Here is a 24,809-nt window from a genome sequence, read left to right as displayed (position 1 = left end):
CCTGATAGCGGCCCGATATCCAGACATCGGTCGCGGCAATCGAAAACAACTGAGTAGAGGAGATATTCGTTGGCGTCCAGTGCTGCCACCCGTAACCCCGTGCTAGAGGTGATGCGGGGGATCGGCCGCATAGGTGGTCATGTCGCCAAGGAATCGCTCGCACGGCCTCGGGCCCGTGTCGCGACCGACGTCCCGGTGACCGGCCGTGAGGTGACCGCGGAATGGCTGACCGCGGTGCTGTGTGCCGGACATCCCGGCGCAGAGGTCGAAGCGTTCGACACGCAGGACGTGAGTGCCGGCACCTCCACCCGTTGGAAGCTCAGCGTGAGCTACAACGATGCCGGCCGAGCCGCGGGCCTGCCGGAGCACCTGTTCGCGAAGACCACCGCTGGCTTCAAACAGCGCCTCACCTTGGAGCTGGCCGGGATCCTCGGCGGTGAGCCGGGTTTCTTCGGCTCCGTGCGGCCGACGCTGGACATCGAAGCGCCGCGCGGCTACCACAGCGCGATCGATCATCGGTCGGGCCGGACGATCTCGCTGCTCGAGGATATCGTCAGCACCAAGGGCGCCACCTTCTGCACGCCGCAGACCCCGATCGACCGCACTCAGATCGAGGATCTGTTGTGCACCATGGCGACCTGGCATGCGCGCTACTGGAACGATGCCCAACTCGAGCAGCATCAGTGGCTGAAGCCGCCGCGGGCGCACTTCGCCAATCTCGACCGGTTGATCGGCATGTCGAAACGAGCACAGGTGGGGGCCCGGCGGGCAGCCGCGGTGCTGCCGCGAACGCTGCCGGACGACCATGATCGGCTGTATCGAGCGCTGCAACGATCCTTGGAGATCGCCAGCACTGGTGCACAGACCTTCTTGCACGGCGACAGTCACATCGGCAACACCTACATGACCTCCCGTGGTCGCATGGGGTTCACCGACTGGCAAGTCGTGCTGCGTGGCAGCTGGGCGTATGACTTCGCCTATGTGGTCAACTCCGGCCTCACCGTGGACGATCGGCGGGACTGGGTGCGTGAGCTGCTGGCCGTGTATCTCGAGCGCTTGGCGGCCTGCGGCGCCCCGGCACCCGATTTCGACACGGCGTGGCTGGCTTACCGGCAGCAGGCGTTGTATCCGTATTTCATCTGGTTGGCGACCATCGGCCACAGCGCGATTCAGCCGAAGTACCAACCGGACGAGATCTGCCTCGGCATCATCGAGCGCACCGCCAGCGCGGTGCTGGACCTCGATGCCGCGAAAGCGATCGAGGAAGCGGGGTAATCCGTGCAGCTCATCAGTAATCGTTGCCACACGTTCGAATACATGGTGACGGAGCCGAGCCCGTGCGCGGTCGATCTGGAGCCGTCGGCCGTCTGGGTACGCAGGTATTTCCACGATTGCCTACTCGTGACCGTCGGTGTCGGCCACGGTGATCTTGCCTTGGCGGGCGCGGCGGTGCGGGTTGTTCGGCGCATCGTCGACGAGACCGATGCGTGGCAGGTTGTCGTCGACGGCGTAGCAAACCTGCCACTACCCGGTGACATCGCGAATGCACCAGCGGAACTAGATGTGCTTTCCGAGCTCGCCGACACCCTCGACGTCCTGGCGGAATTCGCCGAACGACTGGAAGAACGCGGCGAACGAGTTCATCTGATGCCTTTCGGCTGGCACAAGACCTGCCACATCGATGCCATCGCGGGGCCGCGAGCGCGGCAGATCCTCCAGCTGTCGGGCGGTGGGACCGGCTCCGGGCATGTTCCCCCGAATCCGGTGTGTCTCGGCACGTCCGCGTTGTCCATGCGACCACACGGCGGACGCCGGGCGTCCCGATCCTGGTAATCCGAGCGCTTCGCCACCGGAGTGCCAGTCGAGTATCAGCACTGGCACCGGTCAAGCGGTTCGCGTCGGTGGTCGCAGCCGCAGGAGTGATGTCGACCGAGCTCTTCAGGCCGAGACGAGCGTGGGGATGTCGAGCGTTGCGGCCCACTCTCGTGCCATGTCCTTGGCACGAACCTCGGTCGAGGCGTCGTGCCGCCCGTGCTCGCCGGCCTGCGTGGCCCCGCACGCAATGAGCTTTTCGGCGATGATTTCGCCACCGCGGTTGAAGGTGTCGCCGTACACGGTGTCGCCGAGCCCGAACACGGCGAACCGCAGCCCGGTCAGCCGCGGTGGGCGGCGGTCGAGCGCCTCGGAGAACGGCTCGGCGCTGGTCGGCAGATCACCGTCGCCGTAGGTCGAGCAGACGATGATGTGGAAGTCGTGCGCGTCGAGGTCGTCGACGTCGAAGTCGGTCATGTCGTAGACCGAGACCTCGTGTGCCGACGAGAGCTCGTCGGCGATGCTGTCCGCGGCGGCCTCCGCGGTCCCCATCTCGGTTCCGAACAAAACGACGACACGCACTGGCACTACTCCTTACAGGCGATATGGTGAGCCTATCCTAACTGCGCGTCTCGGGTGTGTCACGACCAAGGGTTCGCCGGTCGCAGCGGAGGGGCAGCGGAAGGGCAGGTGGAAACCGAACGTTCCGATTGACGTACTGCCGCCCGCGTTGCATCATTCGTAACGGAGCCTCGTTTTTGTCGGGGACCGTCCACTATTTTGCTGCCGGCCGATGACTGTCCGGCTCCGCGTGCTGCGGCTCGCGCCCTCACCGGCGTCGCCGCGCACGAGTGCAGCGCTTCCATCTATGACGCTTCGGCGTCCGGCCGTGAGTGAGGTGAAAACGAAATGGTTTACCAGTCGTCTGGATATCAGGTGAGCAATTCGTTCCTGCGCTTCGGCACCCTTCCCCACTTCTGAATGTCGCGCCGAGCGCGGCCGCCCGGAGTCGATGCCGCGGCATCGACTCCAGGCGCCGCCGGAGATCGGCGCGGACCCCGGATATGAACGAAAACCGGCGTATGGACGGATGTGGAGACAGCGATGATGGACAAGGGAGCAGTGAATTCGGGGGCGGTAGAAATGGTGGCGCGGCGGGCGGCGGCCAATCTTGCCGTATCGACCGCGATGATCGAGGATCTCGCCTATCTGCGGGCGGAATTGGCGGTGGCGGAGGTGCCGTTCCTGCTCGTGCGCGACAGCCGAGACCGGTTCGTGCTCGCGGCCGACGCGGCGCACCATGTCATGGTGCGCAGGGTGACGGCGGCGGCGATGTCCGCGGGATTCTCTTGTATGGAATTGGAGCACAACGTATTCCGGCTCGGTCGTGACCATGACCCGGCCCACCACGTCGATCTGGAACTGTGGGAATACCACGGTGACACGGTGACCTGCCCGCGCCCGAACGCGTTGACGCGCGCCGTCTTCGACCTCGCCGACGTCCAGGCCACGCAGGTGCGATTGTTCGACCGCACCTGGCCGACCCTGGTGGACATGTTCGCGCCCCAGCCGACCGACGTCGACTTCGACATCGACCTGGTGTTCTCCTGGGTGGACGGCTCCGATCCAGAATTCCGCGCCCGTCGAGCCGGAATGCTCGCCCAGGTTGTGGTGGGGGAGGGTGACGACGCGGACGCCAGGATCCGGCAGATCGACGAGCTGAAGTACGCGCTGCGGTCGGTGCACAAGAACGCGCCGTGGATCCGGCGTATCTTCATCGCGACCGATTCCACGGCACCGGATTGGCTGACCGCGCATCCGAAGGTGACGGTGGTGCGCGCGGTCGACCATTTCCGTGACACCGCAGCCTTGCCGACCTTCAATTCGCACGCGGTGGAATGCCAGTTGCAGCACATCGAAGGACTCAGCGAGCACTTCCTGTACGCCAACGACGACATGTTCTTCGCGCGTCCGGTGCGCCCGTCGATGTTCTTCACTCCGGCCGGAGTGAGCCGATTCATCGAGGCGGACACCAGGATCGGCCCTGGACGGAACGACGAGCGGCGCAGCGGATTCGAAAACGCCGCACGGGTGAATCGCGCACTGCTCGCCGAACATTTCGGGCATGTCATCACCCGGCATCTGGAACATACGCCGGTTCCACTGTGCCGCAGCGTACTGCTGGAGATGGAGGAGGAATTCGCGGCCGATTTCGCACGAACCAGCGCGAGTCGATTCCGCTCGGCGACCGATATTTCGGTAACCAATTCCCTGTACCACTACTACGCGCTGCTGACCGGTCGCGCGGTGCCACAGGAGGCGGCGAAGGTTCGCTACGTCGATACGACGAGCTACCGGGGCCTTGCCCTGTTGGAGGGGTTGGCGCGCCGCCGGGACGTCGACTTCTTCTGCCTGAACGACGGCAGCTTTCCCGAGATCGCGGAGGCCGAGCGAGTCCAGGCGGTGTCGGAGTTCCTCGCCGAGTACTACCCGGACACCGCGCCGTGGGAGCGGCTCAGTGCACCGCCTCGTCATCCGATTCCGGAGTCGACGCCGGGCGCCGCATGACTTGCGGGATGCCCGCGGCGGGCGGTATCACGATGCCCTCCTCCGCCAGCTTCCGGTTCGCTTCCTCCGGCGTGGCCGGGGTGCCGACCGTGGGACCACGGTCGATGGGGACCACGGAGTGCACCACGGTGTCCGGGTAGATGTGCACGTAGTTGAAGGCCTGTGCGCCGTCCCGGCCACGCGTGCCACCCTGTGCGACGCCGAGGTCCTGGCTGTAGCAGGTCGCCGACGCCACCGAGACCGGGATGCCCGCGAAGGTGGCGCTGGTGGAGTAGTGCAGGTGGCCCGCGAGGATGGCGCGCACGTCGCTGCCGTCGAGCACGTCGGCCAGCCTGCGCTGGTCGCGCAGCTCGACAGTGACGGCGAGGTCGAGCACACAGGGAACGGGCGGGTGGTGCATGGCCAGGATGGTGCCGAACGGGGCGGGCTCGGCCAGCACCGAGCGCAGCCAGGCCAGCTGGTCGTCGGTGATTTCGCCGTAGTGGTGTCCGGGGACCGAGGTATCCAGGGCGATGACGCGCAGGCCGTCGATCAGGTGGACGCGGTCCAGTGGCGAGGTGGAAGCGCGCTCGCCGAGCAGCCGGGCGCGTAGCGCACTGCGGTCGTCGTGGTTACCGGTAACCCACACGATCGGCGCTCGCAAACTTCTAGCAAAAGGCTCGACGATCGCTTTGAGCTTGTCGTATGCGGCGGGTTCGCCCTGGTCGGTGAGGTCGCCGGTGAACACGATCGCGGTCGGCCGGATGTGGCTGGCAGCGGCCTGCTCCAGTAGCTGCCGTAACCGCAGGTCGGCGTCGACATCGCCGTACAACGCGTCGTCACCGGCGATGAGATGAGTGTCACTGAAATGGAACAACACGTGATCCGGACGCGGGTGCTCCGCGACTCTGGTGATGGGCACCGGACCGAACGTCCCTCCCGGCGGTTTGCCCGCCATTGGTGCTTGGATTCCGTCGCCAGGATAGCGAGGCCTATGGACAGGATTCCCAGTGCCTGGTGACGACATGCTTGCGGGAAGGTGAGCGTTCGGTGTCGAACAGCGCGAAATCAGCCTGCTGACCGAACGGGCGGCGTCACCGCCCGCCGAGCGCGTCGGCGGTGCGCAGCGCGTCGACCACCATCGGAACGTCCACGGTGAACGGCTCGTTGTGGATCGTTTCACCAGGGGCGGTCGCGCGGGCCGCGATAGCGGTGACCGTTTCCTGGTCGGCATCGTCCACGCCGAGCGCGGCGAGGGTGGTCGGCAGTCCGACCTCGGCGCAGAAATCGAGCACCGTGTCGAACTCAGCTGCGGGCGCGCCTTCCAGTACCAACTGGGTGAGGACGCCGAAGGCGACCTTCTCGCCGTGCAGGCGTGTGCGGGTGCGCGCGGCAGCGGTGAGACCGTTGTGCACGGCGTGCGCGGCGGCCAGGCCCGACGATTCGAACCCGAGTCCCGACAGCAGCGTGTTGGCCTCGACGATGCGCTCGAGCGCCGGAGTGACGGTGTGGTTGCGCACCGCGGTCAGCGCCTGCGGCCCGTCGGCAAGCAGGGTGCGGTAGCAGAGTTCGGCGAGAGCGGCGGCACTGCGCGTCGTCGCCCCGCCCCGCATGTTGCGCACCTGCGCCGCGCTGCACGTGCGTGCCTCGAACCAGGTGGCCAGTGCGTCGCCCATGCCGGCGACGAGCAGCCGGGCGGGCGCCCGCGCCACGACCGCGGTGTCCACGAGCACCAGGGCCGGATTGCGTCGGACCAGCTGGTATGACTCGAACTCGCCGGACTCGGTGTAGATCACCGACAGCGCGCTGCACGGCGCGTCGCTGGAGGCAGTCGTCGGGCAGCTGATCATCGGCAGGTCGAGATCGTCCGCTACCGCGCGCGCCGCGTCCAGCACCTTGCCGCCGCCCGCGCCCAAAACAACTGTGCTGCCGGTCTCTTCGACGGCGTCGGCGATCCTGGAGATCTCCGCCCTGCTGCATTCACCGCCGGACAGGTGGATCGAATAGGCGATCTTCGCGTCGGTCAGCGACCGCTCCCACATCGTGGCCAGTATCCGAAAGGCGCTGGTCCCCGCCACGATCAGTACCGGGCCGCCGATCCCGAGACGCGTCATCTCAGCGCCGAGCGCGGCCGTCGCGTCCCGACCCTGCACATAGTGTCCCGGTGCGGAGAACACACTCAACATTTGGCACCTCCCGATTCCGGGCGCCTAGCCGTGCCGAATCCTGTGCACGCCACTGTTGCCCGACCGACGACTCCCCACGCTACGCGCCCGGCATCGGCCCCGGCCATGCTTCTCGAACTCGGCTTGATCGACGCGGCTCGGCTCTCGCCGTCGTCCGTGTCGGGGCGAACGCCGGGCTTCTCCTTCACGGTCCGATGAACAGCGCATAGGCCGCGTCGGACTGATGCCGCGGCCTATGCGCGATCAGCTCGGGGCGGTGAGGGTTTCCGGGATTAGGCGCGGCCGGTCGCGCTCCTTGCTGTCGAGCAGCGCGAAGTAGCGGCGGAGCATCAGGATCGCGGTGGTGGCCAGGCCCGCGGTGAGCCCCCACCACACGCCCGCGGCGTCGAGACCGAGCGGGAACGCGAGCAGCAGGGCGACGGGCAGGCCGACACCCCAGTAGCCGATCAGTGAAAGCCGGAAGCCCGCGTTGGTCGCTTTGAGCCCACGCAGCAGACCGGTGCCGATATTCTGGGCGGCGTCGAAAAACTGCAGAACGATCCCGATCAGCAGCAGTGTATGCGCGATCCGGATGGTGTCGGTGTCGGACGAATCCAGGAAGGGACGCAGCATCAGATCAGGGGTGATCACATACACCGCGCCGGTCACGGCCGCGACCACCGCCGCATGCCGCAGCGCGAGCCAGGCGAGTGCGCGGGCGTGCCCGAATTCGTCGCGGGCGACGGCGTGGCTGACCAGGATCGACGCACCGTGCGAGAGACCGATCGCGACCTGGAAGACGATGTAGATGATCTGGTAGACGACGTTGTGGGCGGCCAGCGCGGCGGGTCCGATGCTGCCCATCACGAGGGCGAGCACCGAGAACATCCCCGCCTCGGAGCCGTAGGTGAGTGCGATCGGCGCGCCCAGCTTCAGTTCGGCGCGGACCGTGGCCGGTCGCACCGGCAGCGGACGCATAGGGAGGGTGCGGCCGAGTTGGTCGTCGCGCCACACCATCGCCCAGAACACGCCGAAGGTGATCAGGAAGACCAGCGAGGTCGAGACACCGATGCCGGTGAGTCCCAGCGCGGGCAGCCCGGCCCTGCCGTGGATGAAGCCGAGCGCGAGCAGCAGATTCAGCACGACCGACCCGAGCGTCACCAGCAGCAGTGCCTGCGGGCGCTGCATGCCGACGGTGTATTGGCGCAATACCTGGAACCACAGGCAGGGCAGAAGACCCGGCGCGAGCGCCACCATCAGCGGCCGTGCGTCGGCGAGTACGCCGGGGTCTTGCCCGAGCCGGGGCAACGCCCAGCCGAGCCCGATCAGCACCGCTCCACCGGCGATGCCGGCGACCGTGGCGATCAGGAAGCTCGACCGCAACAGGCCCCGGATCTCTCGATCCGGCGCCTCGCCGCGCTTTCCCGCGGCGCTCACCGCGGTGGCGATCTGGTTGCCGCTCGCGGTGATCAGCCCGACGCACATGGTGCGGATCTGGTTGAACAGCACGATCGCCAGACCGCCCGCGGCCACCTGCCGCACGCCGAGCGTGCCCATCAGCGCGATGTTCGTGGTGGACACCGCGATCTGCGCGAGCTGGGTGAGGGCGATCGGGGTCGCGAGCGCGGTCAGTCGCCGTCCGTCGGTGCGGAAGCTCGACAGGTTCACCGGCCCTCCTCGGCGGGCGATGGGCTCATCGTCGAGCCCGGTGTCGATGGGATTACCAGCCGGCGCGAGATCACACAGGCCGAGAGTGCCCCGCGATGGTCGCGCCCCGTCGGCTCGATGAGCGCTGCGCGATTGTGACTCATCGAGCCTCCACGAGACTGCCGCGCCGGGCGGCGGGAGTGTAACGCTCCAGCAGGTCCAGCACCTCGCGTTCGGCGTCGGAGTCGAGCAGGTCGCGGTCGTTCATCCAGTCGTCGTCGAAGACGGTGTCCAGGTACTTCTCCCCGCCGTCGCAGACGATGGTGACCACGGTGGAGCCAGGGGGGAACTCCTCGAGTCTGGCGAGCGCGGCATGCACCGAACCCCCCGCGGACCCGCCGATCATCAGGCCGAGCTTGTTCGCCACCGCGCGCGTGGTCGCGAACGCAGCTGCGTCGGAGACCTTCACGCCCTCGTCGAGCAGCGCATAGTCCACAGCGGTACCGATGGTGGCGCCCGGCGGTGTGCCGGTGCCGGACTGCCAGTACGGCCCGCCGGGTCCGCCGAACGCGATCGAACCGATCGGCTCGACGCCGATCACATAGGGCGTGCAGCCGAGCTGGCGCAGCCTGGTCGCGGTGCCGAACAGAGAACCGCCGGTGCCCACCGCCGACAGCAGGATATCGACCCGCTCCACGTCCTCGAGCAATTCCTCGGCCACCGCGTAGTAGCCGACCGCGTTGGCGTCGTTGTTGTGCTGCTCGGTGAAATACGCGTCGTCCCGCTCGTCCGCCATCGCCTCGGCCAGATCCTCCCGCGCCGAGGTGGCCAGGGTGTCGTCGTCCTCATCGGCGACGAACACCAGTTCCGCACCCATTGCTCGCATCGCGCGCAGTTTGTCCTTACATGCGTGGTGGTCGACCACCGCGGTGAAGCGATACCCACGTTCGGCAGCCACCACAGCCAGGCCGAGCCCGGTGTTCCCGGATGTGGACTCGATGATATGCCCGCCACCGGCCAGCAAACCGCGGCGCTCGGCGTCGAGCACCATTTCGCGCGCCATCCTGATCTTGGCCGCGCCGGTCGGGTTGAACTGCTCCAGCTTGAGCAGGAGCCGGGTGCCGGTCGAGGTGGCTGCGAGCTCGAACAGCGGCGTGCGGCCGATCAGATCCGTCACACGCGTGACGAGCGGCATGGGTGGAACTCCTCGTTCGTGTCGGTCAGGGGGCTAGCTACCGTCGCGGGTCCAGCGGAAGCGATCGCCGGATGCGTCGTTCAGCACCACCTTGGGTGGAATCGGCAGTTCGTGGAAGGCGGACTCGTTGGAATCCATCTGGTAGCCGGCGGTATTGGGGTAGATCAGCAGATCGCCGATCTCCGCGGCGCGCGGCAGCGGCACGCGACGCCAGCTGAGCATGTCGGAATCCAGGCAGGTTGCCGCACCGACACTGGTCGGCGTCGGTGTGCCGGGTCGCCTTGGCCACAGCATCGGATCGGGCAGATATTCGCTGTCGAACCACTGCTCGGAGAGGCTCAGGCTGCTGCCGTCGACCGTGAGCAGCCGGTACGGCTGCCCGTGCGCGTGCCTGGTCTTGCTGCCCTGCACACGGAAGACGGTGCAGCCGGCGTGTGCGAGCAGGGCGCGTCCGGGCTCGATCGCGAGCCGGATGGCGTTGTCGCGCAACCGACCGGCGAGATCGTCGTGGTGCAGGATCTGGGCCAGCATGGCCGGGCCGGGAGCGGGAAAGTGGTACGGATAGTACGAATCGAACGACTTGCCCGAGTGGAACCACTGCCTGCCGACCCGCTCGGTGAACTCCGCGGCCGCGTCGGCCGGAACGTAGTCGACGCCGAACCCGCCGCCGATCGACACGGTCGTCGCCGGATGCCCGAGCGTGCGCGCGTGCAGACACCGGGCGATCAGCTCGCCCGCCAGTTCGGCCCGCGCCACCGCGTCATACCCCGACAGGTGGAAGCTGAAGCCCTCCAGACGAATCGAATCGTTGTCGCCGTGCAGCGCCAGCGCGCCATCGATCTCGTCGGAGGTCATGCCGAACCGGCTCGCCGAGGCGGCGGGCAGCACTCGAAGCAGCACCCGCGCAGGCGCGGCAGGGGAGCCCAGTGCGGCGAGCCGGTCGAGCTCCGCGAGATCGTCCACGGCGATCAGCGCGCCGTGCCGGGTGGCCAACCAGAGCAATTCGTCGGCCTTGGCCGGACCGGTCACCATCAGTTCGTCGCCGCGAACGCCATGAGCGAGCGCGCCGGTCAGCTCGCCGACACTGGAGACGTCCACACCCGCGCCGTTTTCCGCGCAGGCCCGGGTGGCGCAGGCGGCCTTGTTCGCCTTCTTGCCGTAGTAGACGAAGCCGTGCACCCCGGCCCGCTCGAACGCAGCGCGGAATTCCCGGATGTTGTGCGCCACGCGCGGCGGGTACATGACGTGGAACGGGCCGCCGATCGCAAAGGCGATGTCGCCGAGCAGGTTCGGGTCGTCGAGCAGGCGATGTTCCCACGGATCGAGATGCGCTGGCATCGGCGCCGCACTGACGGTGTCGTGCGCGGCGTTGCCGACGTTGTCCGTACCGCCTCGCGCCGGCGCCGCGGCGGCGAGGACGACCGGGCCGCCGGCCGTGGGCGCCTCGCCGCCGAGGCCCGCCGTCAATCCCACAGGGGCACCTCCGTGCCACGGCCCTCCGCGATGGCCCGCTCCGCCAAGGCGTGGGCGACGGCGATGTCGGTGAGCACCAGCCCGCTGTTGTAGACGAAGATGCGCTCGTCGTCCGTGCGCCGCGCCACCGCGCGCCTGCTCAGGATCCGCGGCAGTTCCGCGTCCACTGAGCGCAGCGTCCCGTCCGGACCCACCATGTCGGTACCGGTCAGTGCCATCTGCTCGGCGCTGGTCGCGATCACACGATCGGCGTCGACCAGCGTCGAGGGCGCGAGCCCGTAGCCGACCAGCACTGCCACCGAACCCGGTGCGAGATCATCGGATTCGAGCGCGACCTCGGTGCCAGGGCCCGCGGTGGCGAGCACGACATCGGCGGTCGCCGCCGCGGCACGCGGATCCTGCACCGTCTCGAGCAAGGCGTGCGGGTAATGCTCGGCGAGCAGGCGGCCCACGGCTTCCAGTCCCTCCGGGTGCGTTCCGTACAGCATCAGCTTGCGCAGCTGCGGATTCGCGGCGAGCAGGTGTGGAAGGGCGTTGCGGCCCTGCGTTCCGGTGCCGATCAGCAGGACGCTTTCCGCTCCGCGGCGCGCGGTCTCGCGGACCAGCAGCGCCGACACCGCCGGTGTACGCAGCGCGCCGACCCTGGCGCAGTCCATCATCGCGATCGGCGCACCGGTGGTGTCGTCGTAGAGCGTGATGGTCGTGTAGTACCGCTTGGTGCTGCGGTCGTGGCCGGGGTCGAATTTGTAGGAGGTCTTCATCGCCACCACCCGCCTACGGCCGTCCCGGCCGAGCATGGCGTAGGCGACCGACCAGCCGTCCGGGTTCGCGACGCTGAGCTTGCGCGGATTGTCCGAATCACCCGCGGCGAACGCCAGATACGCCTCTTCCACGGCGCGCACGACTTCGGCGGGTGTGATGGGCACGTCGGCCAGGTCGCTGCGGCTCAACACCCGCAGCGGCGCGCTTCGGTCACGAGTGCTCAAGGGTTCCTCGATCATTCGGTACTACATCCCACTCATGAGTGCCACGCTCGATCGGCAGGGTGCCTGCCGATCGGAACGGGGCGACGATCCGTTGCCCGTAGCCATTCTCGTCGGCTTCCGCGGCCCGCCGCTGTCGTTCCGGGAGACGGATGTTCACCCGCTTCAGCCACCGATCGGTGCCGTCGTAGCGCGCGGTGAACGGCACGCGTCCGTGTACGGCGACGTCGTTATCCACCAGCAGCACCTCGCCGGGTGCGAGCGCGGCGGTCACGCAGACGCGCTCCAGCTCCGCGGTGAGTCGTGCGTAGGCCGCACGGAACTCGGGCGCGGCGTCATCGAGCGGGGTATATGCCGGGTCGTAGCGGAGGGTCTGCTCGTCCGGGCCGGCCGCGCTCCAGAGGGTAGGTAGCGGTGTGGCCGAACACTTTTCGTGTCCGTCACCGTAGGAGACGTCGGGCAGGATCGGCAGGACGGGTGTGCTCAGCAGCCCGCGTTGTTCGGCGGAGAGCTCGACCCGGCGCACCGACGACACCGTGGTGCCGACCAGTCCCGGGTTGCGCAGGCAGCCGAGCATCAGCAGGTGGGCACGCTCGGGATGGAACGCGTCCTCGGTGTGCGGGCTCAGCAGCGTCGCACTGCTGGCACCGGACTGCTCGTGCTCGTGGCCCGCCGCCGGGACGATGTTGTTGACCAGCCGCCCGCCCTGCTGGCCTAGCCAGCCGAACGGCTCACCCGCGCTGCGTGCGAGCAGCAGCATGACGAGGTCGAACTGGAACGAGTTCGCGCGCGTCGCCGGCTCGCCACTCCATCGCGCGGCCTCGCGCCAGCTCGGCGGCGTAGGGCCGAATTCTGTGTCGGTCAAGGGAAGGCGGCTGACGATGGTCGCGCCATGCGCGGTAGCGGGCGGGCGCACGGCCTGGCGTACCTCGCGGGGAAGCTCCGCGACCCTGGCATCGATCTGCTCGATCAGCGCCGGATGGGTGAGCGTGCGCGCGGCGTCGGCTTCGCCGAGGGTCGCGTCGAGTGTGGTGGATATTTCTCTGGCGAGCTCGCGCACCGCTTGGCCTGCGGCCGCGGGGAGCTCACGTCGTTCGACATTCTGCGGGTGAAGCGTCTTACGTTCGGAGAGAACGCTTTTCACCGGAGTGTCCCTTCTTCGCATAGGGTTTGACATGCGGGGTGACGATTCGATCTGCGAAGTTAGCTGTTCTCGCAGAGCCAAGCAAGGCTTACCTAAGCGCGCCGTGAAATATAGCCGAGTTGCATAACTGCGATGCGACCGAGGTTAGGCTGCCGATGGTCTTGGTGGAGCTGTTTTGGGCTTTGCGGGCGGTCTGTCCGATCGCACCATTTGTTGGCGGTGCCGGGGAGTCTTCCGCATGTTTAGGCTAGCCTGTCCTGATCCGTAACCTGAAATATGCCGGTGGTGCGCGGGATTCGTCCAGGAAGAAGGCAACGCAATGGGTTTGAATCGACGGCAGCTTTTGCAGTCGAGTCTCGGGGTGGGAGCGGTACTACTCGTCGCCGCGTGTTCGGACGGCGCGGAGGCGTCCGGCCCCGCCCGGCGTGGCGGCACACTGCGAGTCGGTGCGCTCGGCACCTCGGCGCGCATCGAACGTGATCCGCACGCCAACCTCAGCAACGATAGCGACTTCCTGATCACCTCGCTGGTCTACGACGCCTTGACCGTGCCGGGAGCCGACCCGAATGTCGCACCGCGCCTCGCCACCCGGTGGGAGCCGGACGCCGATCGGCGCCGCTGGAGCTTCACCCTGGCCGACGGCGCGACCTTCCACGACGGTACGCCGGTCACCTCGGAGGACGTGGTGTGGTCGCTGCGCCGACTGCGGACGGTCGGCGGAGCCTCGAAAATGCCAGTGGCGGTGGAGGAAATCACCACCGACGGGCCGAATCGGGTGGTGCTCGCGGTCCCCGAGCCGAACACCCAGCTTCCGCTACTGCTCCGACTGATGACTTTCACCGTCAAGAAGGACACCGCGGACTTCACGAAGGCCGTCGGCACCGGACCGTTCCGCCTGGAGTCCTATCAGGGCGGCAACGCGCGGCTGGTGCGCAACGACCAGTGGCACGGCACGCCGCCGCTGCTGGACGCGATCGAGGTCACCATGTTCGAAAGCGTGGCCGCACTCGGCAACGCCGTGCTCGGCGGACAGATCGACCTCGCCTCCAACGTCGGCGCCATCGCGGGCCGTGCCGCGGAAAGGCGCGGCGATCTGGCGGTGATCCGTCGCGCGAACGACACCATGGTCGGGGTAGCCATGCGCACTTCTGACGGGCCCTTCGCCGACGTGCGGGTTCGTACCGCGCTGCGGCTCGGCGTCGACCGCAAGGCCCTGGTAAATCAGGTGCATTCCGGTTACGGCACGGTCGCCAATGACATTCTGGGCACCGGTGACCCGGCCTACGACACCTCGATCGCGCAGCGCACCCGCGATGTCGACCGCGCGAAATCCTTGCTGCGCGACGCGAATTTCGACACCGGACGTAGCTATCCGCTGGTCACCAAGGCCGAAGCGCCCGGCGAGGTCGAATCGGCGAAGGTGATCGCCACCCAACTCGCCGAGATCGGTGTCCGGCTCGGTGTCGTCCCGCAGGAACCCAACGTCTTCTACGACCAGACCTGGCTGAAGGCGCCGCTCTACACGGTCTCCTGGGGCACCAACGACTCCACGCTGTTTTTCGCGAGCAAGCTGATGACGAATGGATCCAACCGCAACGAAACCGATTTCAAAGACGCCGGTTTCGATGCCGCGACGGTCAAAGCGCTGGGTGCACACACCGACTCCGAGTACATCGCGGCCAGTCGTGACGTACAGCGCATCCAATACGACAGGGGCGGATACCTGGTGTGGGGGATGGCCGACGGCATCGACATCGCCACCACCCGGGTGCGCGACCTACCGACACTCGGCGGGTTCGCCAGGGTCCAGCTGGAACGAGCCTGGCTGGCGGAGTGATCTCCTTCGCGCGACTCCTCATCCGGCGTGTCACCCTCCTGGTGACGCTGCTGGCGACTGTGTTCGTGGCCGTGGACCTGCTGCCGGGCAACACCGCCCGTGCCGTTCTCGGTCGCGATGCCACGCCGGAACTGATCGCGGCCAAGGAGCGCGAACTCGGTGTGGACCGACCGCTGGCGGTGCGCTTCTGGAACTGGATATCCGGTGTCGCGACCGGCGATTTCGGCCGTACCGCACGGGGGCGTTCGGTCAACGAATTGCTGGTCGATAAGTTCCCGCCGACGCTGCTGCTCGGCGGAACGGCCCTCGCGGTAACCGTGCTGGCGTCGCTGATACTCGGCGCGTGGTGGGCGGTGCGGCAGGGCGGTGTCTCGACGCGGCTGTTGCAGCCCGTGACGACGATGGCGGTCGCGGTCCCTGAGTTCGTCGTCGCGACCTTGCTGATTCTGGTGTTCGCGTTGGCGCTCGGCTGGTTGCCCCCGGTCACCATCACCGGCCGGTCCGGGTTCCCGTCCCGTCCCGACATGCTGGTGCTGCCGGTGCTCGCGCTGGCGGTGCCGCAGATCGGCTGGAACACTCGGGTGGTACGCGCCGCGCTGGCCGACGCGGCTCAGGCGCCGCACGTGGAAAGCGCGGTACTGGATGGGATCTCGACCCGCGTTGTCCTCGCGCGGCACGTCCTGCCGTTCGCACTGCCGACGATCGTCGCCAGTTTCGCCACCACGGTCGGGATGATGCTCGGCGGCTCACTGGTGGTGGAGACCATCTTCAACTACCCGGGCCTCGGGGCGGTGCTGGCCGGCTCGGTCGGCGACCGCGATACCTCGGTGGTCGCCGCGGTGGTCGCGCTATCCGGCGTAGTCATCATGGGCATGCTCGCTATCGCCGACGGCATCCGGGCCTGGTCGCTGCGGGGGACCCGATGACCGGTCTTCGTTCGATCCACACTGCTGGTCCGCCGAAGCGACGGCTCCGGATATGGACTATCGCGCCCGCCCTGCTGGTCACCGTGCTCGCGGTCCTCGGGCCGACGCTGGCGCCGCGCCCGGCCGAGGAGGCAGTGGGTATACCGTTCGGCGATCCCGGCGACGGCGCGTGGCTCGGCACCGACCGGCTCGGCAGGGACGTGGTCAGCCAACTGTTGTACGGCGGTTGGGGACTGCTGCTGCTGTCGGCGGTTATCGCGGTGGTGGTGACTTTGTTGTCGTGCGTGCTCGGCGCGGTCGTCGCGCTGCGCCCGCGGATCGGGGCCGTGATCGAACTGGGCACCGACTTCGTCATCCTGCTGCCCGCGGTACTCGGCATCCTGCTGGTGCTGACCTCCTGGCCGGACGCGGGCGTCTATGGGCTGATCATCGTGGCGCTGCTTTTCGGGGTCCCATATTGTGGGCGGGTTTTCGCGGCTGCGGCCGCGGGGGTAGCGGCGTCGGGGTACGTGGAAAGTGCGGAGGCCAGCGGTGAGTCGCTGTCCCACCTGGTCTTCCGGGAAGTCATCCCGAATCTGCGTGCTGTGCTGGCGACTCAGCTCGGCCTGCGTTTCGTCGCGGCGGTCTACCTGGTGAGCACTGCGTCGTTTCTGCAGCTGCCCACCACGCTGGGTGCGAGCAACTGGGCGGTCATGGTGCGTGAGAACGCCTCAGGGATGCTGCTCAATCCCTGGGCGGCGCTGGCACCCGGTCTGGCGATCGCGATCGTCGCGGTGAGCGTGAACCTGGCGGTATCCGCGTTCGGTCAGGAGGAGCGGACATGAAAATCGCTATGAGCCTTGTCGTCGCCCGTGTGGCGAAGCTTGATTCGTACCGGTCGGGCTGCTGTCGGACGGCTCGGCGGGGTGCGGAAATTGAGTGATCTCGTCCTGGTCGACAGGCTGACCGTGCTCGCTTCGAACGGGCAGAAATTGGTCGGTCCAGCGAGCTTCCGGATACCTGCGGGTACGGTCACCGCGCTCACCGGGCCGTCCGGATCTGGCAAGACCACGGTGATGCGTGCGCTGCTCGGCCGGCTGCCGTCCGTCACGGCCCGGGCCACGGGGACGGCCTCGGTCGCCGGAAACGATGTGTTGGCGCTGAATCACGTTGCATTGCAACGTTTTCGGCGCCGGCACATCGCCTATGTCGGGCAAGACCCCGGATCGGCGCTGAACCCGTTGCTGCGGGTGCGCGCACTCCTGCGCGAGGTCGCGCCGGACGCAACCATGGCCACCCTGGTCGACACCCTCGCGTTGGTCGGCCTGTCGGCGGAGTACCTGCGCCGCAGGCCGAGCGAACTTTCCGGTGGCCAGCAACGCCGAGTCGCCCTGGCCAGGGCGCTGATCCGCGACACCGGCGTATTGGTGCTGGATGAACCACTCGCCGGATTACACGGCGCCCTGCGCACCGACATCGCGGGACAGCTGGTCGACATAGCGCGGCGACGTTCGGCGGCGATCCTGCTGTCCGGCCACGACACCGCCCTCGTGCACTCGATAGCCGACCAAGTCGTCGAACTCGGCGCCGTCACCGACCTGACCGAGGCCGGGCCGCCACGAGCACTGGTTTCCTCCGGTCGTCCTCAGGGGCGAACAGCGAATCCCTCGGACGGAACCGGCACTCAGTCGAAAATCGGGGACGCTTTCGTCGAACATGCCTCGCCGGTCGTCACGTTGCCCGACCGAGCCCCCGGGGTGCCGGTATTGCTCGACACGGATTCGGTCGGCGACCGGGCAGGCGATCATCCGATCGGCAGCGACGCAGACCCGGTCCGCAACGGACGGCGTGGTTCGCTCGGCACCGCCGCGGAGGCCGGATTCGCCCAGGACGAATTCGCCTTGCGCGCACAGGGTATCGGCGCATCGGTCGATGGCCACCAGGTGCTCGCCGACGTCGATTTCGAGCTGTGCGCAGGTGCGGCCCTCGCCGTGGTCGGCGCGTCCGGCGCGGGCAAGACCACCTTGGCCCGCGTCGTCGCGGGTCTGCATCGCTGCGCGACCGGATATCTCGAACTGCGCGGTGCGCCGATCTCGGTGGGTCGGGGACGGCGAATCTCGCACGGCGCAGGGGGTATCCAGCTGGTCACCCAGAATCCGCGATCGGCGCTCAACCCGCGCCGCACCGTCGCGCAAACCCTCGGCCGTCCGCTGCGTCGCATCGGCGGCGTCCCGAGACGACGACTGCCGCAGCACATCACCGAGCTCCTCGCCTCGGTCGAACTGCCCGCCGATCTGGCCGCTCGCTACCCGTACGAGCTTTCCGGTGGCCAACGTCAACGAATCGCCCTGGCCCGGGCCCTCGCCGCCGAACCAGCTGTGCTGCTCTGCGACGAGATCACCTCGTCCCTCGACCACACCACCGCTGCCTCGATCATGGCTCTCCTCGACCGCGTCCGCGCCGACCACGGCACCGCGCTGCTGATCATCAGCCACGACATGGCCTTGGTCGCCGAACACTGCTCTCGCCTTCTCGTCCTCGACCACGGTCGCGTTGTCGAGTCGGGTGACACCGGAACCGTTCTCGCCGCGCCGACCCGTACCGCTACCCGGGAGCTACTCGGCTGAGGCTGCCGCGCGGAACGAGTATCCGGCGCCGACCGATGGGGTCGCCGGCGACGGTTGGTTCGGCGATCGACGGTGGGCCCTGGCGCCGGCGCCCATCTGGATGATGGAAGGTGTGTTCCTGAAGAAGACCGGCGCCTTGGCCGCCGCCATGGTGATCCTCGCGCTCGCCGGTTGCGGGATCGATCGCGACCACACCCCGATCCCGGAGGGGATTCCGCCCGGCCCCGGTACCCCGCTGCCCGTCATCGACCTGGACGCGCCCGGGCGCACTGCCGTCCAGCTGCGCGGCTGGGCCGACGAGCAGGTTGATCGGCTGGGCATTCCCGCCGTCGCGCTGGAGGCATACGGCTACGCGGCGGCGGTACTGGCCAGGGCACGTCCCGACTGCGGCATCGCGTGGACGACGCTCGCGGGCATCGCCAGCGTGGAGAGCAAGCACGGCACCCACCGCGGGGCGGAGGTCGGCGCCGACGGCACGGTCCGCCCGCCGATCATCGGGGTCGCGCTGGACGGCTCGCCCGGCGTCGCGCTGGTCGAGGACACCGATGCTGGTGTGCTCGACGGCGATCCGGTCTTCGACCGAGCCGTCGGTCCGTTGCAGTTCATTCCGGAAACCTGGAAGCGCTGGGGCGTCGACGCCAACGGCGACGGGGTCGCCGACCCACAGAACATCGACGACGCAGCGCTCACCGCGGCCCGCTACTTGTGCACCAGCGGCGGCGATCTCACCTCCGAGCACGGCTGGCGGCAGGCGTTGCTCACCTACAACCAGTCGCTCAGCTACTTGCACGCGGTGCGCGATCGCGCCGCCGTCTACAGCGTCGGGCGCAGAGCGTGATCCGCCGCTCGCCGGAGTGCCGGTTACCGAGCCGGCCGCGAGGACGATAGGCTCGCAGCGCACGGCCAATCCCGTGAGACCTACCGTGTCCGCAGCCGAAGGAGTGTCGTTTTCGTGGCCATCATCGAACAGGTCGGAGCTCGCGAGATCCTTGATTCGCGCGGAAATCCCACCGTGGAGGTCGAGATCGCCCTCGACGACGGCACCCTGACCAGGGCGGCCGTGCCGTCCGGGGCGTCTACCGGCGAGCACGAGGCTGTCGAGCTGCGCGACGGTGACGAGCGGTACGGCGGCAAGGGCGTGCGGAAGGCCGTCGAGGGTGTGCTCGACGAGGTCGCGCCGGCAGTCATCGGTCTGGACGCGGTCGAGCAGCGCACCGTCGACCAGGTGCTGCTCGACTTGGACGGCACCCCCGACAAGTCCCGCCTCGGCGCCAACGCTCTGCTGGGCGTTTCGCTGGCCGTGGCCCGCGCGGCCGCCGAGTCCTCGGGCCTGGAGTTGTTCCGCTACCTCGGTGGCCCGAACGCCCACGTGCTGCCGGTGCCGATGATGAACATCCTCAACGGCGGCGCGCATGCCGACACCGGCGTCGACGTGCAGGAGTTCATGGTCGCCCCGATCGGCGCGCCGACCTTCAAGGAGTCGCTGCGCTGGGGTACGGAGGTTTACCACGCGCTCAAGTCGGTGCTGAAGGCCAAGGGCCTGGCCACCGGACTCGGCGACGAGGGCGGCTTCGCCCCCGACGTGGCAGGCACCCGGGACGCGCTGGATCTGATCAGCTCGGCGATCGCGAAGACCGGCCTGAGGCTGGGCAGTGACGTGACGCTCGCGCTCGACGTCGCGGCCACCGAGTTCTACACGACGGGCAGCGGCTACAAGTTCGAGGGCAGTCTGCGTTCGGCCGAGGAGATGGCGCGGTTCTACGCGGAACTGCTCACCGACTACCCGCTGGTCTCCATCGAGGACCCGCTGTCGGAGGACGACTGGGACGGCTGGGTGGCGCTGACCGACGAGATCGGCGACAAGATCCAGCTGGTCGGCGACGACCTGTTCGTCACCAACCCGGAGCGGTTGGAAGAGGGCATCGCCAAGGGCGCGGCCAACGCGCTGCTGGTCAAGGTGAACCAGATCGGCACGCTCACCGAGACTTTGGACGCCGTCGAGCTGGCCCACCGCAACGGCTACAAGACCATGATGTCGCACCGATCCGGCGAGACCGAGGACACCACCATCGCCGATCTCGCCGTCGCGGTCGGTAGTGGTCAGATCAAGACGGGTGCTCCCGCGCGCAGCGAGCGTGTGGCCAAGTACAACCAGCTGCTGCGCATCGAGGACGCACTCGGGGATTCGGCGCGCTATGCGGGCGACGTCGCGTTCCCTCGATTCGCGTTCGAGGGCTGACCCCGCGGTACGACCTGACATGACGGAGCGACGTGCGCGTGGTACCAGTCCAGCCGGACGCGGAGACCGCCGCACGTCGCGTGCCGCCAGATCGCGCCCGGCCGACGCCGCGGCCAAGCGCAGCCGCAGGCGGGCCGACTCCGCGGAGAAGAAGCCGGGGCCGCGCAAGAGCGAACAGGGTTCCGCGGGCGACAAGCACGACCACACCATCCTCGGGCTGTCCACCGGCAAGGCGGTGATCCTCGCGATCGTGGTGTGCGGGCTCGCCCTCACCCTCGCCGTGCCGATGCGCACCTACTTCACCCAGCGCGCCGAGGCAGCCCAGCTGGCGCAACAACGCGACGAGCTGGAGGCCGACCTCGCCCGGTTGCGCGATCGCCGTGCGCAGCAACAGGATCCCGCCTACATCCGCTCGGAGGCCCGGGACCGGCTTCGTCTGGTGCTGCCCGGCGAGACGCCGTACATCGTGCAGGTGCCCGGCATCGAGGCACCCGCACCGCCCGCGGCGCCCACCAGGTTCAGGGAGCCCGATCCCTGGTACACCCAGCTGTGGCGCAGCATCTCCGAGCCGCAGCCGACGCCAGCGGCCGCGCCGCCAGGACGGGAAGGACCCAGGTGACCGCACCGAACGACCAGGATCTCGCGATCATCGCCGAGCAGTTGGGCCGTGCACCGCGCGGTGTGCTTGCCATCGCTTACCGCACCCCGGATGGGCTCCCGGCTGTGGTGAAGACCGCCCCTCGGCTGCCGGACGGTACCCCTTTCCCGACCCTCTACTATCTGACCGATCCCCGGCTCACCGCGGAGGCGAGCAGGCAGGAATCCACCGGTGTGATGCGCGAGATGACCGAACGGCTCGGCGCCGACCCGGAATTGGCCGCCGGCTACCGCGCGGCGCATGAGAGCTATTTGGCCGAGCGCGACGCGATCGACTCGCTCGGCACCGATTTCACCGGCGGCGGGATGCCCGAGCGGGTCAAGTGCCTGCATGTCCTGATCGCGCACTCGCTGGCCAAAGGGCCGGGCGTGAACCCGCTCGGTGACGAGGCGGTGGCGCTGGCCGCCGACCACGGCTTGCGCGGCACCGCTATTCCGGCGGACTGGCCGACGTACGAGCCGAGCGGTCCACGAGACAAGGAAGTGCGGTAATGAGTAACCGGGTAGCCGCCGTCGACTGTGGCACGAACTCCATCCGACTGCTGATCGCCGACGTGCTCGGCGACGGCCGCTTGGCCGACGTGCACCGGGAGATGCGGATCGTCCGCCTCGGCCAAGGGGTCGACGCGACCGGCTCGCTCGCGCCGGAGGCGATCGAACGCACCCGCGTCGCCTTGGCCGACTACGCGGCGCTGATGCGCGAGGCAGGTGTCGGCCGGGTGCGGATGGTCGCTACCTCCGCGACCCGGGACGCCGCCAACCGCGAAGATTTCTTCGCCATGGCGCGTGCCGAACTCGGCATAGTGGTGCCGGGCGCCGAAGCCGAGGTGATTACCGGTGACGAAGAGGCGCGGCTGTCGTTCGCCGGCGCGATCGGCGAATTATCAAGCGAGGCAGCACCTTTCGTGGTCGTAGACCTGGGCGGCGGCTCGACCGAGCTGGTGTTCGGCGACAATGCGGGCGTGCGGGCCGCCTATTCCGCCGACATCGGCTGTGTCCGGATCACCGAGCGCTGCCTGACCGGCAATCCGCCGACGGCCGACCAGATCGCGGCAGCCCGCGCATTCGCCTCCGAGCGGCTGGCGGAAGCGTTCGCGCGTGTTCCTGTGGAGGGGGCACATACCTGGGTCGGTGTGGCGGGCACCATGACCACCATCGCCGCGGTCGCCCTCGACCTCCCCGAATACGATGCGGAGAAGGTTCATCTCGCGCGCCTGACACTGGACCAGGTCCGTGCCGTCTGCGACCGGCTGGTCGCCATGGACCACGACCAGCGCGCCGCCCTCGGCCCGATGCACCCGGGCCGGGTCGACGTGATCGGTGGCGGCGCGGTCATCACGGAGGTACTCGCGGAGGAATTATCCCGTCGCGCCGGAATTTCCGAGCTGGTCGTCAGCGAACACGACATTCTCGACGGCATCGCACTGTCCATCGCCTGAGCATCCCCTGGAACAGGGGCCGCGGCGCTCAGGTGCGGGAGGTGTCCTGATCCTGATCGCCATCGGCTGTGTCGCGCGATCTGCCGACCACGATATCGGCGAGCCTGGACAAGGATTCCTGATTGCGCGGCATCAGCAGCAGTTCCTGGATGATGTCGGGCACCCACGTGCCCGGGCCGTGCTTGGTGTGCTCGTGCATGCGGACCCGGGTCCGGCCGGGTGCCGTCTCGGTGAGTTCCAACCGGATCCACGCGGAGCCGAACGGTCGGAGCTTGGCCTCCAGTTCCAGCAGTCGCGGCGGATCGACCGCACTGACCTGCGTGATGTCGTCTACCGTGAATGGCCACACACCGGCGCGGTAGTGCAGCCGGGTGCCCTCCGCGGGCCAGCCGGGGTCGACGTCGCGGATATGGGTGGCACCGACCACCCAGGCCGCGTACGACCAGCCGTCGGAAAGGACGGCGAAGGTGTCTTCCGCCGATGCCTGCACCATGTGTTCGACGTGGGCCATAAGCACAACGCTTTCTGGGCGGGGGCTGATCGTGGTGGATTCGCCGGATGCCTCCTGAATGCCCGGCCGCGGAAGGGACAAACGTTCACAACGTTCAGTGTCAGTCGCCTGCGGAATCGATGACCTGCGTGCGATCGTTCGGGGATGGTTGAAGCGGCAACATCGCAGGAATCAGTGGAGACCCGAACGCTGTTCGGCCACCCGATCGGGCTGGTCAACCTCTTCGGAGTGGAGCTGTGGGAGCGTTTTTCGTTCTATGGGATGGTCACCATTCTCGGGTACTACCTGTACTACTCGGCGACCGACGGCGGTCTGGGTCTGGCCAAGGACACCGCGGTCGGCCTCGTCGGCGCCTACGGCGGTCTGGTCTACCTGTCCACGGTGCTCGGCGGCTGGATCGCCGACCGGCTGCTCGGCATGGAAAGAACCCTGCTCTACGGCGGCGTCGTGGTCATGGCCGGGCACATCGCGCTGGCCGTGCTGCCCGGACTGGCCGGCGTCGGGGTCGGTCTGGTGCTGGTCGCGTTCGGCAGCGGTGGGCTGAAGGCGAACGCGTCCTCGCTGCTGGGCACCCTCTATTCGAAGGGGGACGCGCGCGCCGACGGCGGGTTCACGCTGTTCTATCTCGGCATCAATCTCGGCGCGTTTTTCGGCCCGCTGCTCACCGGTCTGCTGCAGACCGATCTCGGCTTCCATTTCGGCTTCGGCGCGGCGGCGATCGGTATGGCACTCGGCCTCACCCAGTACATGGTGTTCCGCCGTAACCTCGGCACGCATGGCCGCGCGGTGCCGAACCCGCTCCCGCACAAAGCTGTCGGGCCGTTGGTTGCCGGAGCGGCCGGGGCTGCGATGCTCGTCGCGGTGGTGTGCGTGACCGGCGTAGTCACGCTGGACAGCCTGCCCGAGGTGACGACCGGCGTCATTGTCGCCGCTTCGGCCGGGTACTTCGTCGTGCTGCTCACCAGTGCCAAGGTCACCCAGCTCGAGCGCAGCCGGGTGCGCGCGTTCCTTCCACTGTTTCTCGCCAATGCGGTGTTCTGGTCGCTGTTCAAGCAGATCTTCACGGTGCTGGCGGTCTACTCCGACGAACGGATGAACTGGAACATCTTCGGTTGGACCGCGCCTTCGAGCTGGATCGGTTCGGTCCAGCCGGTATGGGTCCTCCTGCTGTCGCCGCTGTTCGCGCTCCTGTGGACCAAGCTGGGGCAGCGCGCACCGAGCACGCCGCGGAAATTCGCGCTCGGCGTGATCGGCATGGGTGCCGCGTTCTGGTTGTTCGTGCCCATGTCCGGCACCACCGGGCGGGCCGTGCCCGCACTGCTCGTGCTGGCGATCATGGCCGTGTTCGCGATCTCCGAACTGCTGCTTTCGCCTGTCGGTCTTGCGGCTACGACTCGACTGGCACCGGAAGCTTTTCGGGCTCAGATGATGGCATTGTATTTTTTCTCTGTTGGCCTCGGAACGTCGATGTCGGGTACTTTGGCTCGGTTCTATGACCCAGGCCACGAATTCGCCTACTTCGGTATCACCGGGACGGTCGTAGTGTGTGCGGGGTTGCTCGTCGCCGCTATCGCGCCGTGGATCAGCAGGTTCATGGCGGGCGTGCATTAGCGCCGTCGAGGCGAACA

Annotated in this window: 22 protein-coding genes; 13 read left to right on the top strand and 9 right to left on the bottom strand. The window is 68.0% G+C overall.

What is annotated here, in order from left to right:
- The first annotated feature begins 69 nt into the window (after nt 1-69).
- Together AB0H00_RS13905 and AB0H00_RS13900 are read left to right on the top strand one after the other, a co-directional pair.
- Nucleotides 70-1,275: a phosphotransferase gene (locus AB0H00_RS13905; protein WP_357265521.1), complete on the top strand. Its 1,206-nt coding sequence runs from the start codon at nt 70-72 to the stop codon at nt 1,273-1,275.
- A gap of 42 nt (nt 1,276-1,317) precedes the next feature.
- Nucleotides 1,318-1,833, top strand: coding sequence for a hypothetical protein (locus AB0H00_RS13900; RefSeq protein WP_357265519.1), 516 nt, complete (start codon nt 1,318-1,320; stop codon nt 1,831-1,833).
- A 105-nt stretch (nt 1,834-1,938) separates the two neighbouring features.
- Here the strand turns inward: AB0H00_RS13900 and AB0H00_RS13895 are convergent, their stop codons facing one another.
- A complete protein-coding gene (locus AB0H00_RS13895) occupies nt 1,939-2,394 on the bottom strand; it encodes a flavodoxin family protein (protein ID WP_357265517.1) in 456 nt (151 codons plus the stop codon).
- Between the two features lie 561 nt (nt 2,395-2,955).
- On the opposite strand from AB0H00_RS13895, the gene AB0H00_RS13890 reads away from it, so the two are divergent.
- Nucleotides 2,956-4,380 carry a stealth family protein gene (locus tag AB0H00_RS13890; RefSeq protein WP_357265570.1) on the top strand — a complete coding sequence of 475 codons (1,425 nt, stop codon included), beginning with the start codon at nt 2,956-2,958 and terminating at the stop codon, nt 4,378-4,380.
- On the opposite strand, the gene AB0H00_RS13885 is transcribed toward AB0H00_RS13890, so the two are convergent.
- The 7 genes from AB0H00_RS13885 to AB0H00_RS13855 form a co-directional block, all read right to left on the bottom strand.
- A complete protein-coding gene (locus AB0H00_RS13885) occupies nt 4,328-5,281 on the bottom strand; it encodes a phosphodiesterase (protein ID WP_357265515.1) in 954 nt (317 codons plus the stop codon). The two genes, AB0H00_RS13890 and AB0H00_RS13885, sit on opposite strands and share 53 nt — an antisense overlap.
- Before the next feature lie 172 nt (nt 5,282-5,453).
- On the bottom strand, nt 5,454-6,545 hold the full coding sequence (locus AB0H00_RS13880; protein WP_357265513.1) for a glycerol dehydrogenase: 1,092 nt from the start codon (nt 6,543-6,545) through the stop codon (nt 5,454-5,456).
- Between the two features lie 243 nt (nt 6,546-6,788).
- Entirely contained in the window at nt 6,789-8,192 is a 1,404-nt protein-coding gene (locus AB0H00_RS13875) for an MATE family efflux transporter (protein ID WP_357265511.1), read from the bottom strand.
- A gap of 139 nt (nt 8,193-8,331) precedes the next feature.
- Nucleotides 8,332-9,366 carry a cysteine synthase family protein gene (locus AB0H00_RS13870; protein WP_357265509.1) on the bottom strand — a complete coding sequence of 345 codons (1,035 nt, stop codon included), beginning with the start codon at nt 9,364-9,366 and terminating at the stop codon, nt 8,332-8,334.
- A gap of 33 nt (nt 9,367-9,399) precedes the next feature.
- Nucleotides 9,400-10,839, bottom strand: coding sequence for an alanine racemase (locus tag AB0H00_RS13865; RefSeq protein WP_357265507.1), 1,440 nt, complete (start codon nt 10,837-10,839; stop codon nt 9,400-9,402).
- Complete coding sequence (locus tag AB0H00_RS13860; RefSeq protein ID WP_357265505.1) at nt 10,830-11,840, bottom strand: ornithine cyclodeaminase family protein; 1,011 nt, start codon at nt 11,838-11,840, stop codon at nt 10,830-10,832. The genes AB0H00_RS13865 and AB0H00_RS13860 overlap by 10 nt, the downstream gene beginning before the upstream one ends.
- The gene (locus AB0H00_RS13855) at nt 11,812-12,966 is read right to left on the bottom strand and encodes a TauD/TfdA family dioxygenase (protein WP_357265503.1); all 1,155 of its coding nucleotides are present in this window, start codon (nt 12,964-12,966) and stop codon (nt 11,812-11,814) included. The genes AB0H00_RS13860 and AB0H00_RS13855 overlap by 29 nt, the downstream gene beginning before the upstream one ends.
- Before the next feature lie 319 nt (nt 12,967-13,285).
- Here AB0H00_RS13855 and AB0H00_RS13850 point away from each other — a divergent pair, with 319 nt between their 5' ends.
- The 9 genes from AB0H00_RS13850 to AB0H00_RS13810 all read left to right on the top strand — a co-directional run bounded on the left by AB0H00_RS13850 (nt 13,286) and on the right by AB0H00_RS13810 (nt 22,670).
- On the top strand, nt 13,286-14,803 hold the full coding sequence (locus AB0H00_RS13850) for an ABC transporter substrate-binding protein (RefSeq protein WP_357265501.1): 1,518 nt from the start codon (nt 13,286-13,288) through the stop codon (nt 14,801-14,803).
- Nucleotides 14,800-15,729: an ABC transporter permease gene (locus AB0H00_RS13845; protein WP_357265499.1), complete on the top strand. Its 930-nt coding sequence runs from the start codon at nt 14,800-14,802 to the stop codon at nt 15,727-15,729. Before AB0H00_RS13850 ends, AB0H00_RS13845 begins: the two co-directional genes overlap by 4 nt.
- Entirely contained in the window at nt 15,726-16,553 is an 828-nt protein-coding gene (locus tag AB0H00_RS13840) for an ABC transporter permease subunit (protein WP_357265497.1), read from the top strand. Before AB0H00_RS13845 ends, AB0H00_RS13840 begins: the two co-directional genes overlap by 4 nt.
- A gap of 90 nt (nt 16,554-16,643) precedes the next feature.
- Nucleotides 16,644-18,335: an ATP-binding cassette domain-containing protein gene (locus AB0H00_RS13835; RefSeq protein WP_357265495.1), complete on the top strand. Its 1,692-nt coding sequence runs from the start codon at nt 16,644-16,646 to the stop codon at nt 18,333-18,335.
- A 103-nt stretch (nt 18,336-18,438) separates the two neighbouring features.
- Nucleotides 18,439-19,173, top strand: a complete 735-nt coding sequence (locus tag AB0H00_RS13830; RefSeq protein WP_357265568.1) for a lytic murein transglycosylase — start codon at nt 18,439-18,441, stop codon at nt 19,171-19,173.
- A 114-nt stretch (nt 19,174-19,287) separates the two neighbouring features.
- On the top strand, nt 19,288-20,574 hold the full coding sequence (gene eno, locus AB0H00_RS13825) for a phosphopyruvate hydratase (protein WP_357265493.1): 1,287 nt from the start codon (nt 19,288-19,290) through the stop codon (nt 20,572-20,574).
- Nucleotides 20,575-20,593: 19 nt separating this feature from the next.
- Complete coding sequence (locus AB0H00_RS13820) at nt 20,594-21,193, top strand: septum formation initiator family protein (protein ID WP_357265491.1); 600 nt, start codon at nt 20,594-20,596, stop codon at nt 21,191-21,193.
- The gene (locus tag AB0H00_RS13815; RefSeq protein WP_357265489.1) at nt 21,190-21,723 is read left to right on the top strand and encodes a DUF501 domain-containing protein; all 534 of its coding nucleotides are present in this window, start codon (nt 21,190-21,192) and stop codon (nt 21,721-21,723) included. Before AB0H00_RS13820 ends, AB0H00_RS13815 begins: the two co-directional genes overlap by 4 nt.
- On the top strand, nt 21,723-22,670 hold the full coding sequence (locus tag AB0H00_RS13810; protein WP_357265487.1) for a Ppx/GppA phosphatase family protein: 948 nt from the start codon (nt 21,723-21,725) through the stop codon (nt 22,668-22,670). The genes AB0H00_RS13815 and AB0H00_RS13810 overlap by 1 nt, the downstream gene beginning before the upstream one ends.
- A gap of 28 nt (nt 22,671-22,698) precedes the next feature.
- Here AB0H00_RS13810 and AB0H00_RS13805 read toward each other — a convergent pair whose 3' ends face one another.
- A complete protein-coding gene (locus tag AB0H00_RS13805) occupies nt 22,699-23,181 on the bottom strand; it encodes an SRPBCC family protein (RefSeq protein WP_357265485.1) in 483 nt (160 codons plus the stop codon).
- Between the two features lie 144 nt (nt 23,182-23,325).
- On the opposite strand from AB0H00_RS13805, the gene AB0H00_RS13800 reads away from it, so the two are divergent.
- Nucleotides 23,326-24,792: an oligopeptide:H+ symporter gene (locus AB0H00_RS13800; RefSeq protein ID WP_357265483.1), complete on the top strand. Its 1,467-nt coding sequence runs from the start codon at nt 23,326-23,328 to the stop codon at nt 24,790-24,792.
- Nucleotides 24,793-24,809 lie beyond the last annotated feature (17 nt).

Source organism: Nocardia sp. NPDC023852 (assembly GCF_040639505.1).
Taxonomy (GTDB): Bacteria; Actinomycetota; Actinomycetes; order Mycobacteriales; family Mycobacteriaceae; genus Nocardia.
Note: the sequence above shows the minus strand (reverse complement) of the source record. Positions and strands in the feature narration are given on the sequence as shown.

Coding starts and splice junctions, on each gene's coding strand:
- AB0H00_RS13900 (WP_357265519.1), top strand. CDS start 1,318: ATGGTGACGGAGCCGAGCCCGTGCGCGGTCGATCTGGAGCCGTCGGCC.
- AB0H00_RS13890 (WP_357265570.1), top strand. CDS start 2,956: ATGGTGGCGCGGCGGGCGGCGGCCAATCTTGCCGTATCGACCGCGATG.
- AB0H00_RS13880 (WP_357265513.1), bottom strand. CDS start 6,545: ATGTTGAGTGTGTTCTCCGCACCGGGACACTATGTGCAGGGTCGGGAC.
- AB0H00_RS13870 (WP_357265509.1), bottom strand. CDS start 9,366: ATGCCGCTCGTCACGCGTGTGACGGATCTGATCGGCCGCACGCCGCTG.
- AB0H00_RS13860 (WP_357265505.1), bottom strand. CDS start 11,840: ATGATCGAGGAACCCTTGAGCACTCGTGACCGAAGCGCGCCGCTGCGG.
- AB0H00_RS13850 (WP_357265501.1), top strand. CDS start 13,286: ATGGGTTTGAATCGACGGCAGCTTTTGCAGTCGAGTCTCGGGGTGGGA.
- AB0H00_RS13840 (WP_357265497.1), top strand. CDS start 15,726: ATGACCGGTCTTCGTTCGATCCACACTGCTGGTCCGCCGAAGCGACGG.
- AB0H00_RS13830 (WP_357265568.1), top strand. CDS start 18,439: ATGGAAGGTGTGTTCCTGAAGAAGACCGGCGCCTTGGCCGCCGCCATG.
- AB0H00_RS13820 (WP_357265491.1), top strand. CDS start 20,594: ATGACGGAGCGACGTGCGCGTGGTACCAGTCCAGCCGGACGCGGAGAC.
- AB0H00_RS13810 (WP_357265487.1), top strand. CDS start 21,723: ATGAGTAACCGGGTAGCCGCCGTCGACTGTGGCACGAACTCCATCCGA.
- AB0H00_RS13805 (WP_357265485.1), bottom strand. CDS start 23,181: ATGGCCCACGTCGAACACATGGTGCAGGCATCGGCGGAAGACACCTTC.
- AB0H00_RS13800 (WP_357265483.1), top strand. CDS start 23,326: ATGGTTGAAGCGGCAACATCGCAGGAATCAGTGGAGACCCGAACGCTG.